Raw genomic sequence first — 12,251 nt, forward strand, 5'->3', positions numbered from 1 at the left:
ACATTTCAGATGGCCTCCAATGTCGTCTGAAAACATCAGCTTCAACAAAGTTAAAACCTTAAACAACAAACTATTCCTTCTCCAACACCCAAACCACAAACAAAAATCCTATGGCGCGTTATCGCAGAAACTTCATTGCCGGCGGCACATTCTTTTTCACTGTCAAACTCGCCGACTCAAAATCGCGCCTGCTTGTCGAACATATCGACTTATTGCGTGCGGCTTATATGGATGTGCAAAAACAATATCCCTTTGAAACCGTCGCCGTATGCGTGCTGCCGAACCACATTCACGCCATTTGGACGCTGCCGCCTGACGATGCGGATTATTCCCTGCGCTGGCGGCTGATTAAAACCAAATTCTCCACACACTTCCCTCGTGCCGAAAACCTGTCCGCCAGCAAACAGCGGCGGAACGAACGCGGTATTTGGCAACGGCGTTTTTACGAACACACCGTGCGCGACGAAACGCATTTGCAACGTTGCGCGGACTACATCCATTTCAATCCTGTCAAACATGGATTGTGCGACAATGTCCGCGATTGGGCGTTTTCATCGTTCCACCGTTATGTGCGGGATGGATAGCTACCATTAGATTGGGGCGGAACGAAAGAAACGGCAGTAATGAGTTTTGGGGAGTGAATGCTATAAAAACTACCGACCGCGTGCGTGGCTGCGCCACATACCCTACTTGCGAATCACACGGAACTTCAAAATATTAAAGTGTCAATCATTGTTGTTTAATTTAATTAAAATCATGCAGCTGAAAGAATCAGTCTATCCAAACATCCTAAAGGCCGTCTGAAATTTCAGACGGCCTTTGCTTTTGTAAGTAATCCTTTTTTCAACGATTACGCCGCTTTGCGGTGGTAATGCCGTAGCGCGTGTTCTTTGCGACGACCGCTACTGAATGCAGATACACGCTTCAAATAGCCGATGACGCGGGTGCCGTAGTCGATGTCGTGGCTACCACAGGCTGAACAGGCGTGCAGGGTGCGTTTGTCGATATGGCCGCATTCGTTGCAAATGGTGATGCGCACGTTCACGCAGAAGTAGTTGCAGCCGGTTTGCGCGGCGATGTCCAAGAGCGAGCGGTAGCCGGATTCGGGCAAGGCTTCGTCGAGGTTCAGGTGCAGCGCGGAGCCACCGTCGAGCCAATCCACCAGTTCTTTACCATGCAGCAGGAATTTGTCGAGCGCGTTGATTTCTTCGTCTTCGACGACGTAGAAATAGGAGTTGTAACATTCGCGACTGACTTTGTAGCCGTCGGCTTTGTCCCATTTGGCGTTTTTCACGCCGAGATTTTCGGCGGGGACAAACTCGGCGTTGAACTTCACGCCGTAGTATTTGCTGGCGGCTTGGTTGGCTTCAAATATGGTTTTCAGACGGCCTTGGACGAAGTTGATGTAGTCGTCGTTGTAGCCGACTTTGATGCCTTGCGATTCGGCGGCTTCCGCCATGCCGTTGATGCCGATGGTGAGGAATTGTTTGTCCAGCGTGATGAAGCCTGCATCGTAAATGGGCAGCATCCCGGCGGCTTGGTATTCTTCCATCAGTTTGCGGTAGGCGTATTGGTATTTGTGGATTTTGGCAACTTCGGCGGCAAGGTCGCGCCCGTCTTGTTCCAGTCGGTTCATGTTGATGGTGATGACGTTGATGGAACCGGTCGCTACGCCGCCCGCGCCGAGTGTGTAGCTGAAGGTGCGGTCTTCAATGGCGTTGCGCAGGCGGCAGCAGGAAGCCAACGAATCGGGGTTGTCGGAAAGATAGACGAAGAAGGAATTGCCTTCCGCCAACTCTTTCGCCATTTCATCGGCAAACACGGTGTCTTTGCATTTGCCGCCGCCGGTCAGCATCGCGGCGGTCACGACGGGGAAAGTCAAAACGGCTTTGGTGCGTTCCTGATTGAACCATTTGAGGAAGAAGCTTTGCAGCTTCGCTACGCTCGCCCACACTGGTTTGCTGAAATCGGGAAAGACGAAATCGCCGAACATCGCATCGAAATAGTATTGATCATAAACGGAAATATTCCAAAACACGCTCTGATAGCCGCGCGCGGCGGCAGGCTGGTTGATGCTGTACACCACCTGCTGCATGTGGTTGGCGATTTCTTTACCGTGGGTTTCCAAATAATCGTCGCCGTAGTCTTTGCGGGCGAAGTAGTCGAAATAAGTCAGAAATTCCACCGTCGCCACCGCGCCGGCGAACTGCACGCTGATGGCAAACACCAGGTTGATAAACGAACCGCAAAACGAAGCCAGATGCTGCGGCGCCTTGGATTCGCCGCCGAGTTTGCTTAACCCGTCGAGCAGGAAGGGATACAGCGTAACCGATACGCAATAAGGCTTGAGGCTGGTTTCGTCGTGCACATAAATCTCGTGCGCCTCAATCTGGCGGATGTATTCGTTGGCAACGGATTGGTCGAAAATTTCGGCGATTTTGCGCGACACTTGGGCGCGGTTAATCTGCACGAAAAAGTCTTTCATGATTTCCGCTTCCATCGTGGCAATGTTTTTCTGGGTAACGTTGGCGTTGGCGTCCATTTTCGAACCGTCCGCCGCGTTTTGCGCGCTGATGTAGTCGTGCATGAATTGTAGTTTTCCGTTTAACTGTTCGGGATGCAGCCGAATCATGTTAATTCTCCTGTAAGGTTTGAATGATTTATCAAGCAATGACGGTCAGGCCGTCTGAAACATCGCTGTCAGCGAATACAATAAATTCAATTTAAATCAGTGCAATACAACATTGAGCTAAATTGAAGCCACTGGAAAAACTTTGGGCGTAGGTTTGTCTTTGATAAACAATTGGTTCAACACTTCGCCCGTGCGCAAATCGACAAACTTCTGATTGGTGGTCGGGCTGTCCAAGCCGCCCAGCTCCATCTGCCAGCGGCCGGTTTTCAGATACGTCAGATAAGGCAGGATGCCGTCTGAAACCGCTTCCAGCTCCTCACGCTCCAGGCCGGTGTACAAGCAGGCTTTCAAACCTTCCTGGGCAACAATGGCCAGCATTTTCTGCAAGGCTTTCGGTTGCCACTCCCCGCCCATAAACAACACGCAGCTGATTAATCCGCGATAGCGTTTCAGACGGCCTTTTAAATAATCCTCGGTCAATTCCGTGCCAATGCCCTCTTTCCATGTATCGGCACTGTGGCAACCTTTGCAACGCAGCGGACAGCCTGAAAACAGAAACGCCAGCGACACTTCACCCGGCACTTCCTGCCAAACAATTTGCTCAACCGTAAATTTCAAGCTGCTCATTGCAATACCATAAACACAAGATATGGTGCGAATTAAAACACAAGACTACTAGATATAGTATTTTTATTTAACAATGCATTTTACTCATATGATAGATTTTTATTATTTATATGATTGTCTATTACTATAAAATAGCAGTTTTAAGCCAATAAAAAGGCTGTCTGAACACGATTCAGACGGCCTGAAATTAAAATAAGAAAAGCAAACTCCGTTATAGCAAAGTCTATCTAAATAAAACAAAAAAGGCCGTCTGAAATCATCTTTCAGACGGCCTCTATTTCAGGTTTTAGCCCCGATTCGAGCCTTTAACCATATCCATCAAAAACAATCGGCAATCCAAGTTGCCATTGAACAATGGAATTTTACGCTTCGGAGAAAGGCGCATAAATTTCGGCATATCGCGATCGCCGGTCAACATTCCGGCAAGCCAGCCTGCGTAATGCTGTTTCAACCATGTGCCCAGTTGAGGATAAAGCGCCTGTAAAGCCTGAATTTCGGCAAGGCGCACGCCATAAGGCGGATTGGAAACCATAATGCCGTGTTCGCCGTTTGGCCGCGCGGCCTGCGCATCTTGCACGTCAAAGCGGATGAAGTTATCCACTTCGGCGGCTTGGGCATTGGCCAATGCGGCACGAATCATATAACGGTCGTTGTCGCTGCCGGAAATAGGCGCAGCGGCCGGTTTGATTTGTTTTTCAGCCTCACGGCGCAGAGCTTGCCATTTTTCTTTGTCGAAGTTTTGCAGTTTTTCAAAACCGAAACGGCGCATCAAACCTGGCGCACGGTGTGTCGCAATCCATGCAGCCTCGATGGCAATCGTACCGCTGCCGCAAAACGGGTCTTGGAAAGGCTGCGTACCGTCATAGCCTGCCAAAAGCAGCAAACCTGCCGCCAAATTCTCTCTCAATGGCGCTTCGCCGGTATCCTGACGATAGCCGCGTTTGAAGAGTGCTTCACCGGAAGTATCGATAAAGATTTCCACATTGCGCTCATCGATAAAGGCATGAATGCGGATATCGGGGTTGATTTTGCCCACGCTCGGACGCGCATCATAAATATCGCGGAAGGCATCGCAGACGGCATCTTTGATTTTCAAACCGACAAAATCCAAGCTTTTCACATTGGCGCGTTTGCCTTCGACTTTAACTTTAAAGGTCTGCTCCAGCTTAAACCAACCTGTCCAATGCAGATTTCGTGCCAGTTTGTAGATATCGTGTTCGTTGCGATAACCGCCTTTGGTCAAACGCAGCAAAACACGGCTGGCAACGCGCGAATGCAGGTTGATGCGATACACCTGCTCCATCGTGCCTTTACATGCCACACCGCCGTCAACAGCGCGGATATCCTGACATGCCATGTTTTCGAGTTCCTGCGTCAAAGGCGCTTCCAAACCGCGAGGACAAGTGATAAAAAGTGAATAAACCGTCATATAAAACCTTTCCGGGTAGAGCTATCCGAACCACTCGGATAACAAATAAAAACAATATTATAGCCGAAAAACCAAAGGCCGTCTGAAACTTCAGACGGCCTTTGAACAAAGCTTGCTTAGTGATCCAAACTGTCGGTTTCAACCTTAACCGCTTTATCGGTTTTATCTTCCGGCAACACCAAGTTCAACAATACCGCCATAATACCGCCGGCTGAAATTGAGTTTTGGAACAATACCGGCAGGTTTTTGAACACTTCCGGCTCAAACGCCACGCCCAAACCCAAACCGACAGAAGTAGCCGCAATGACTGCTTCACGACGGCGAATACCGTGGCTGACCAAAATCCGCACACCAGCAATCGCAATCAGACCAAACATCAACACCATCGCGCCACCCAAAACCGGACTCGGAATCGTGGTAAACGCGCGGCCGATGACAGGGAACAAACCCAGCAATACCAAAATTGCCGCAATATATTTGCCCACATGGCGTGAAGCCACGCCGGTCATTTGAATCACGCCGTTGTTTTGCGCAAAAGTGGTCAAAGGCAAAGAGCCCAACGCAGTCGCAATCACAGACACCAAACCATCTGCCAATACGCCGCCGCGCAGTCGTTTGGTATATTCCTCACCCTCAATCGGCTGCTCGGAGACCATCGCAGTCGCCGTCAAATCGCCTACCGCCTCAAATACGCTCAACAAGAAAATCGCACCGGCAACGATAAACGCGTGCCAATCAAATGCAAAACCATATTTAAACGGCACAGGCAGAGTAATCAGAGGCAGGTTTTGCAGGGCGGAAAAATCCACTTTGCCCAAAAACAGCGCAACAATATAACCGACAATCAAACCCACCGCGATACCGCTCATACGCAGCAATGGATTTTTCAAGCAGTTGAAAACCAATACAATCAGCAACACCAGCGATGCCAAACCCAAGTTTTCCATCGAGCCGAACGTACCGTCTGCTTTCGCACCGAAGCCGCCGCCGAAATCGGTAATGCCGACATGTACCAAGCTCAAGCCGATCAGCATGACGACCACGCCGCTTACCGTCGGCGTAATCACTTTTTTCAAATAAGGCAAAAGCCAAGCGGAGAAGCACACCAAAAACGCACCGACAAAGGACACGCCCAAAAGCGTTGAAATCATCGCATCTTCAGTCAAACCGCCCTCTTTCATGCCGGTACCGAGTGCAATCATCACGGTAACAAAAGAGAAGTTGACCGACTGAATCGACAACATGCCCGAACCGACCGGTCCAAAACGGTTGACCTGCAAATAAGTACCGACACCGGAAGCCACCATCGCCATCGACACCAAATAAGCCGTCATTTCAACCGGCAACTCCAATGCTCCGCCGACAATCAGTGCCGGAGTAATCATCGGAACAAAAATCGCCAGAAGGTGCGTAACCGCACTCAACAACGCATTTCCAAACGGCGGCTTATCTTCCAAACCATAAACCAAATCAAGCGATTCCGCCTGTTTTTCTGTCATTCCGGCCATGTTGAACCTTCTCTCAAGAATCGTTAAAAAATATTAAGATGCGTATTTTAACCAATTTGAAATGTATCAGCAAATTCAAAACCATCAGGCCGTCTGAAAGTTCCGCCCAACCGTTTTCAGACGGCCTCAAACCGCCTTAACACATTTTAATTCTTGACATCATTTTTCCATCTCAAAACAAACAAACCAATGATTTAAAAATGTATTATTCATTAAGATAATGACAAGTCACCATTAAACGTCAAAGCCGCTTAGCGGATATGTTTCACACAAACAACAAAGTAAGCTACAATCCACTGCATAATTCACCCACACCATAAAATTAAAGGTTTCCGTATGTTAAAAGGCAGTCTGGTTGCCCTGATTACTCCGATGAATCAAGACGGCAGCATCAACTACGAACAACTTCATGACTTAATCGACTGGCACATTGAAAACGGCACCGACGGCATCGTCGCAGTCGGCACCACCGGCGAGTCAGCCACCCTGCCTGTCGAAGAACATTTGGCCGTTATTGAAGCCACTGTCAAACACGTCAACAAGCGCGTTCCCGTTATCGCCGGCACAGGCGCCAACAATACTGTCGAAGCCATCGCCCTTTCCAAAGCCGCCGAGCAAGCCGGTGCGGACTACACCTTATCTGTTGTTCCCTACTACAACAAACCTTCGCAAGAAGGCATTTACCAACATTTCAAAGCCATCGCCGAAGCCACTTCGATTCCGATGGTTATCTATAATGTTCCCGGCCGTACCGTCGTCAGCATGAGCAATGACACTATTTTACGTTTGGCCGAAATTCCGAATATCGTTGGTGTGAAAGAAGCCAGCGGCAATATCGGCAACAACATCGAATTGATCAACAGCGCTCCTGAAGGTTTTGCCGTTTTATCCGGCGACGACTCTACCGGCCTGCCTTTCATGCTGTGTGGCGGTCATGGCGTGGTAACCGTCGCAGCCAACGTTGCACCGAAACTCTTTGCCGACATGTGCCGAGCCGCCCTTGAGGGCGATATTGCGACCGCCCGTCGTCTAAACGAGCAACTTATCCCAATTTATAACACCATGTTCTGCGAGCCCAGCCCAGCCGCGCCCAAATGGGGTCTGAGCTTATTGGGCAAATGCGAACCCCATGTTCGTCTGCCTTTGGTAGCACTGACCGAAGCCGGTCAAGCCAAAGTCCGAGCCGCTCTGGAAAAATCAGGACAAATCTGATCCGAAAATAAGGCCGTCTGAATCCCAAACACCCTTTTCAGACGGCCTCCCTGTTAAGAACTTCATCCACAGGAAAACAAGATGACCTATATCAAACCCATCGTAGTAGCCCTCGCCCTGATTAGCATGACTGCCTGTTCCGGCAGCAAAAAAGAACAACCCAAACTCGACTATCAAAGTCAATCACACCGCTTGGTCAAACTGGAAGTACCACCTGATTTGAACAACCCAGACCAAGGCAACCTCTATCAATTACCGGCAGGCAGCGGCGCCGTCCGCGCCAGCGACTTCAATAAACGCCGCACTCAAGCCGTACAACAACCTGCCAATGCAGAAGTCTTGAAATCCGTTAAAGGCGTACGCCTTGAGCGTGACGGCAACCAACGCTGGTTGGTTGTCGAAGGCAAATCTCCTCGCGAAATTTGGCCTTTGCTGAAAGTGTTCTGGCAAGAAAACGGTTTTGACATCAAATCTGAAGAACCTGCCATCGGCCAAATGGAAACCGAGTGGGCTGAAAACCGAGCCAAAATCCCTCAAGACAGCCTGCGCCGCCTGTTGGATAAAGTCGGCTTGGGTGGCATCTATTCTACCAGCGAACGCGACAAGTTCATCATCCGCATCGAACAAGGTAAAAACGGTTCGACCGACATCTTCTTCGCCCACAAAGGCATGAAAGAAGTTTATGCCGACCGTAAAAAAGACACTACGATGTGGCAGCCGGGTGAAAACGACCCTAACCTCGAAGCCGCATTCCTCGCCCGCTTTATGCAATATTTGGGCGTTGACGATCAGCAAGCCGAACAGGCTCTGACCCAAAGCGTTGCCGCCCGCAGCAATGCTTCTGAGTTGGCGCGTGTGGACAACGGCACTCTGTTGCTGGCAGGCGATTACAGCCGCAACTGGCGTCGTACCGCCCTTGCGCTTGACCGCATCGGCCTGACTGTTATCGGTCAAAATGCCGAACGTCGCGCTTTCTTGGTTCAACAAGCGCCAACCGAAGGCGAAGCAGTTGCCAATAAAAAACCGGGCCTGTTCAAACGCGTATTTGGCAAAGGCAAAGCAGAAGCGCCAAAAACGTATCCTGAAATCATCGTTTATGTTGAGCCTATCAACAATGGCGCACGCCTCCATCTGTTGAACAAAGACGGCAGCCCATACAAAGGCAGCGATGCCTCCACATTGTTGAGCCGCCTGCACACAGAATTGCGTTAATCCGTTATTCGACTTAAGGCCGTCTGAAATATTCAGACGGCCTTTTTAACGAATACGGCATAGTTTCAAATTCCCAATCTGACGTTATAATCAGAACATTTTCCCCCTTACCCAAGCTGCCATGACCCGACAAAAAGCCTATCTGCTCCTGACTGCCCTGTTTACCCTGATGTTTATCGTACTGATTCTGTTGGGCGCTTATCTTCTGAGCATTCACAGCAAACAATTTGCCGTTGCCGCCTTTCTATTTGCCTTTGCAGCCGTTTTTGCCCAAATCGGCAGCCTTGCCCTTTACATCCGCCACAAAGCACGCGCGCAAATGGCTCGTATGCAGCAAACCGAAAACCATTAAGGAAAAACCATGTTTGAAAAAATCGTCCTTGCCAGTGGCAACGCAGGTAAACTCAAAGAATTTTCCCGCCTCTTTGCCGACTTAAACATCGAAGTCCTGCCGCAATCGCAATTCAATACGCCCGAATGCCCCGAGCCGTACCATACCTTTGTTGAAAATGCCCTGGCTAAAGCACGTCATGCCGCCAAATACAGCGGCTTACCGGCACTTGCCGACGACTCCGGCATTTGCACCAACGCCTTAAACGGCGCACCCGGTATTTTCTCCGCACGTTATGCAGGCGAAAACCCCAAATCCGATGCCGCAAACAACGCCAAACTCTCCAACGATCTTGCCGATAAAGACGACAAAAGCTGCTACTACGTCTGCGTACTCGTCCTCGTCCGCCACGAAAACGACCCGCAGCCCATCATCGCAGAAGGTATCTGGCGCGGACAATGGCAGGCCGAGGCAGCCGGTACAAACGGCTTCGGCTACGACCCGCATTTCTATCTGGCCGAACACGGTTGCACCGCCGCCGAGCTTGATCCTGAAATCAAAAATGCCGAAAGCCACAGGGGGCAGGCATTGCGGGAATTGTTGAGAAAAATTGAAGCCTTATAAAGTATACAGGCCATCTGAAACCCCAAAACGTTTTTTCAGACGGCCTAACCACTACATTATGAAAGGAAACCCATGTCCCCTAAACAAATCCTGATTGTCGCCATCCGCCTGACCGTCATCATTTGGATAGTCAAAACACTGTCAACCGCCATTCCCCTGATGGATTTCGCGTCCGACAACGACATCAGGTTTCCCGTCTCAGAAATACTGGGCGTATTCGGTTTTTACAGCATAGTGTGGTTGTTTTTATGGTTTTTTCCCGCCACGACCGCCAATTTCCTCCTGCCCGAAATCCATCAAAAGCCGCAAGAATTGCCCAAAAACCCTGCCCCTTGGTTAACCACAGGTCTGATTTTAATCGGCTTTTACTCCCTATCCCTCGCGCTGGCCGACCTGACTTACCTGTATAGTTTTTACCAAATCGCCCAAAACGGTATCACCGCCTCGGTGGGCGACATCTGGACCACGATGACGAACCAAGACAAAGCCACCACGCTTGCCGCCATCGTCCAAACCTTGATCGGCATCCTCCTGATTTTCGGCGCACCGTTTATCAGCCGCCAGATCCGCAAGCATTTATAAACCCGTAACAGGCCGTCTGAAAATGTATTCCATGTTTTCAGACGGCCTCAAAACCCAAAACAACCCATGACCAAAATCACATTCCCCCAAGCCGGACAGCTCACCGCCCTGCCGCCACTGTCGCTCTATATCCATATCCCGTGGTGCATCAAAAAATGCCCGTATTGCGACTTCAATTCCCACAGCCTGAAAAACGGCCTGCCGGAAGAAGCCTATATCGATGCCCTATTCACCGACCTGCAGCTTGAATTGCCCAATATTTGGGGCAGGCCGGTGGAAACCATATTTTTCGGCGGCGGTACACCTAGTCTGTTTCAAGCAGAGTCGATTGACCGTTTGTTAAGTGGCGTGCGTTCGCTGTTGCGTTTGCAACCCGAAGCGGAAATTACTTTGGAAGCAAACCCCGGGACATTTGAAATTGAGAAGTTTCAAGGATTTAAAGACGCTGGTATTACGCGTCTGTCTATCGGCGTACAGAGTTTTAACGACGATATGCTTGCTCGATTGGGACGCGTTCACAATGGTAAAGAAGCCCTGACAGCCATTGATACCGCATTGAAATTATTTGATAAAGTCAATATCGATTTGATGTATGCCCTGCCAAACCAAACGGTTCAGACGGCCTTAAACGATGTGCAAACCGCTATCGCAACAGGCGTATCTCATATCAGCGCATATCATCTGACAATGGAACCGAACACGCCTTTCGGTCATACGCCGCCCAAAGGATTACCGCAAGATGAAGCCGCATTGGATATTGAAGATGCCGTACACGGCGCATTGGAAGGCGCAGACTTTATTCACTATGAAACATCGGCTTTTGCAAAACCTGGTATGCAGTGCCGCCATAATTTGAACTATTGGCAGTTCGGCGATTACTTGGGCATAGGTGCGGGCGCGCACGGCAAAATTTCCTATCCTGACCGTATCGAACGAACTGTCCGCCGTCGTCATCCCAACGACTATCTTGCCGCCATGCAAAGCAATCCGCATGAAGCAGTTGAACGCAAAACCGTTGCTGCCAAAGACCTTCCATTCGAGTTCATGATGAACGCCCTGCGCCTGACCGACGGCGTACCTGCCGCAATGCTGCAAGAACGTACCGGCGTACCCACTGCAAAAATCATGGCACAAATAGAAACCGCCAGACAAAAAGGCCTGCTTGAATCAGACCCGACCGTATTCCGCCCGACCGAACAAGGCCGTCTGTTCTTAAACGACTTGTTACAGTGTTTTTTATAAGTGCTTTTTTACAACAGTTGAAACATTTTTAGATTTGCTTAATTTACGACAAGAAAATACAAAACGTTGCCTTGGATGCAGGCTATCGCTATAACCATTGGGGCAAAATGAATAGCATTAAGTTCCATACTCACGAAGTATCTGCCGGTGTACGCGTAACATTCTAATTCTTGTCATAAAGCAATAATTGCCTCATGCATCAAGTAACAAAAGGCCGTCTGAAACCTATTTCTCAGGATTTCAGACGGCCTTTTAGCTTCTTTAAATATGTCTAACTTTTTGCTGCTTTAACTTTTTCTGCAAACCACAGCGCCACAGCCGTACCTGCCATATCGGCAATACCGTCCGCGATCGAACCTTGGCGCGTAGCAGTTAGAAATGCCTGAGCCAGCTCGCTTCCTATTGCAAACAATAAAGCGGCAAACAGAATGCCTTTATAGGGAATATTCCTATTGTCTTGAATAAATATTTTTGCACACAGCCATGCCTGACCGAAAAACAGCCCAAAATGGCCGACTTTATCAAAATAGGGAAATGGTGGAGCGCTATTGCCGCCCTCTTTGAAAAGTAAGGCATAAATGGCGGCGGCAAACCAAATACAGGCAGCGGCAGTAAATTTGTTTAATGGCAAGGCTTTCATTTGTCAGCCTCTTCATCCAGCCATGTTTGGCAAATACCTGCCAAACGGACAAATTTCCCACCCCGCGCCTTCAAAATATCACGCCATTGTGCCACTTCTTCTGCATCCGGGGCATCTTCAATACTGCATTCGTAAAGGCAGAAGTCTAATGTTTCGCCAACAATGCCTAGGGCTTCAGTCTGAATAAGGCTGGTCAGTTCGTTCATATTTAC

13 protein-coding genes and 1 pseudogene are annotated in these 12,251 nt (G+C 49.4%); 8 read left to right on the plus strand and 6 right to left on the minus strand.

All coding sequences use genetic code 11. The features are described 5' to 3' along the window. Positions 1-110 precede the first annotated feature (110 nt). Positions 111-584, plus strand: a complete 474-nt coding sequence (locus tag FAH67_RS04680; RefSeq protein ID WP_003679032.1) for an REP-associated tyrosine transposase — start codon at positions 111-113, stop codon at positions 582-584. Between the two features lie 266 nt (positions 585-850). On the opposite strand, the gene nrdD is transcribed toward FAH67_RS04680, so the two are convergent. The 4 genes from nrdD to FAH67_RS04700 form a co-directional block, all read right to left on the minus strand. Continuing rightward, positions 851-2,632, minus strand: a complete 1,782-nt coding sequence (gene nrdD, locus FAH67_RS04685) for an anaerobic ribonucleoside-triphosphate reductase (RefSeq protein ID WP_003679031.1) — start codon at positions 2,630-2,632, stop codon at positions 851-853. 117 nt (positions 2,633-2,749) lie between these two features. Continuing rightward, a complete protein-coding gene (gene nrdG / locus FAH67_RS04690) occupies positions 2,750-3,259 on the minus strand; it encodes an anaerobic ribonucleoside-triphosphate reductase activating protein (RefSeq protein ID WP_003679030.1) in 510 nt (169 codons plus the stop codon). 286 nt (positions 3,260-3,545) lie between these two features. Beyond that, positions 3,546-4,688: a THUMP domain-containing class I SAM-dependent RNA methyltransferase gene (locus FAH67_RS04695; RefSeq protein ID WP_003679026.1), complete on the minus strand. Its 1,143-nt coding sequence runs from the start codon at positions 4,686-4,688 to the stop codon at positions 3,546-3,548. Positions 4,689-4,804: 116 nt separating this feature from the next. Further along, the gene (locus tag FAH67_RS04700; protein WP_003679024.1) at positions 4,805-6,196 is read right to left on the minus strand and encodes a nucleobase:cation symporter-2 family protein; all 1,392 of its coding nucleotides are present in this window, start codon (positions 6,194-6,196) and stop codon (positions 4,805-4,807) included. A 336-nt stretch (positions 6,197-6,532) separates the two neighbouring features. Between FAH67_RS04700 and dapA the strand changes: the two genes are divergently transcribed. From dapA to FAH67_RS04735, 7 genes and pseudogenes are all read left to right on the plus strand, one after another. Continuing rightward, entirely contained in the window at positions 6,533-7,408 is an 876-nt protein-coding gene (dapA, locus tag FAH67_RS04705) for a 4-hydroxy-tetrahydrodipicolinate synthase (RefSeq protein WP_003679022.1), read from the plus strand. A 126-nt stretch (positions 7,409-7,534) separates the two neighbouring features. Continuing rightward, positions 7,535-8,620, plus strand: coding sequence for an outer membrane protein assembly factor BamC (gene bamC, locus FAH67_RS04710; RefSeq protein ID WP_425271373.1), 1,086 nt, complete (start codon positions 7,535-7,537; stop codon positions 8,618-8,620). 121 nt (positions 8,621-8,741) lie between these two features. Then, a complete protein-coding gene (locus FAH67_RS04715) occupies positions 8,742-8,972 on the plus strand; it encodes an NGO_0222 family membrane protein (protein WP_003679018.1) in 231 nt (76 codons plus the stop codon). A gap of 9 nt (positions 8,973-8,981) precedes the next feature. Beyond that, entirely contained in the window at positions 8,982-9,575 is a 594-nt protein-coding gene (gene rdgB / locus FAH67_RS04720; RefSeq protein ID WP_003679014.1) for an RdgB/HAM1 family non-canonical purine NTP pyrophosphatase, read from the plus strand. 72 nt (positions 9,576-9,647) lie between these two features. Further along, complete coding sequence (locus FAH67_RS04725; protein ID WP_003679013.1) at positions 9,648-10,157, plus strand: hypothetical protein; 510 nt, start codon at positions 9,648-9,650, stop codon at positions 10,155-10,157. Positions 10,158-10,223: 66 nt separating this feature from the next. After that, on the plus strand, positions 10,224-11,399 hold the full coding sequence (gene hemW, locus FAH67_RS04730; protein ID WP_003679011.1) for a radical SAM family heme chaperone HemW: 1,176 nt from the start codon (positions 10,224-10,226) through the stop codon (positions 11,397-11,399). A gap of 59 nt (positions 11,400-11,458) precedes the next feature. After that, positions 11,459-11,566, plus strand: a pseudogene (locus FAH67_RS04735) (opacity family porin); the annotation flags it as partial. Positions 11,567-11,670: 104 nt separating this feature from the next. On the opposite strand, the gene FAH67_RS04740 reads toward FAH67_RS04735, so the two are convergent. Both FAH67_RS04740 and FAH67_RS04745 read right to left on the minus strand, forming a co-directional pair. Beyond that, positions 11,671-12,039 (minus strand): VanZ family protein, encoded by a 369-nt coding sequence (locus FAH67_RS04740; protein ID WP_003679008.1) that lies wholly within the window; start codon positions 12,037-12,039, stop codon positions 11,671-11,673. Next, complete coding sequence (locus FAH67_RS04745) at positions 12,036-12,245, minus strand: hypothetical protein (RefSeq protein WP_003679006.1); 210 nt, start codon at positions 12,243-12,245, stop codon at positions 12,036-12,038. Before FAH67_RS04745 ends, FAH67_RS04740 begins: the two co-directional genes overlap by 4 nt. Positions 12,246-12,251 lie beyond the last annotated feature (6 nt).

The organism is Neisseria flavescens (genome assembly GCF_005221285.1).
Taxonomy (GTDB): Bacteria; Pseudomonadota; Gammaproteobacteria; order Burkholderiales; family Neisseriaceae; genus Neisseria; species Neisseria flavescens.

What these genes read in the sequence shown, in the direction of transcription:
- FAH67_RS04680 (WP_003679032.1), top strand. Translation starts at nt 111, where the DNA reads ATGGCGCGTTATCGCAGAAACTTCATTGCCGGCGGCACATTCTTTTTC.
- nrdD (WP_003679031.1), bottom strand. Translation starts at nt 2,632, where the DNA reads ATGATTCGGCTGCATCCCGAACAGTTAAACGGAAAACTACAATTCATG.
- nrdG (WP_003679030.1), bottom strand. Translation starts at nt 3,259, where the DNA reads ATGAGCAGCTTGAAATTTACGGTTGAGCAAATTGTTTGGCAGGAAGTG.
- FAH67_RS04695 (WP_003679026.1), bottom strand. Translation starts at nt 4,688, where the DNA reads ATGACGGTTTATTCACTTTTTATCACTTGTCCTCGCGGTTTGGAAGCG.
- FAH67_RS04700 (WP_003679024.1), bottom strand. Translation starts at nt 6,196, where the DNA reads ATGGCCGGAATGACAGAAAAACAGGCGGAATCGCTTGATTTGGTTTAT.
- dapA (WP_003679022.1), top strand. Translation starts at nt 6,533, where the DNA reads ATGTTAAAAGGCAGTCTGGTTGCCCTGATTACTCCGATGAATCAAGAC.
- bamC (WP_425271373.1), top strand. Translation starts at nt 7,535, where the DNA reads ATGACTGCCTGTTCCGGCAGCAAAAAAGAACAACCCAAACTCGACTAT.
- FAH67_RS04715 (WP_003679018.1), top strand. Translation starts at nt 8,742, where the DNA reads ATGACCCGACAAAAAGCCTATCTGCTCCTGACTGCCCTGTTTACCCTG.
- rdgB (WP_003679014.1), top strand. Translation starts at nt 8,982, where the DNA reads ATGTTTGAAAAAATCGTCCTTGCCAGTGGCAACGCAGGTAAACTCAAA.
- FAH67_RS04725 (WP_003679013.1), top strand. Translation starts at nt 9,648, where the DNA reads ATGTCCCCTAAACAAATCCTGATTGTCGCCATCCGCCTGACCGTCATC.
- hemW (WP_003679011.1), top strand. Translation starts at nt 10,224, where the DNA reads ATGACCAAAATCACATTCCCCCAAGCCGGACAGCTCACCGCCCTGCCG.
- FAH67_RS04740 (WP_003679008.1), bottom strand. Translation starts at nt 12,039, where the DNA reads ATGAAAGCCTTGCCATTAAACAAATTTACTGCCGCTGCCTGTATTTGG.
- FAH67_RS04745 (WP_003679006.1), bottom strand. Translation starts at nt 12,245, where the DNA reads ATGAACGAACTGACCAGCCTTATTCAGACTGAAGCCCTAGGCATTGTT.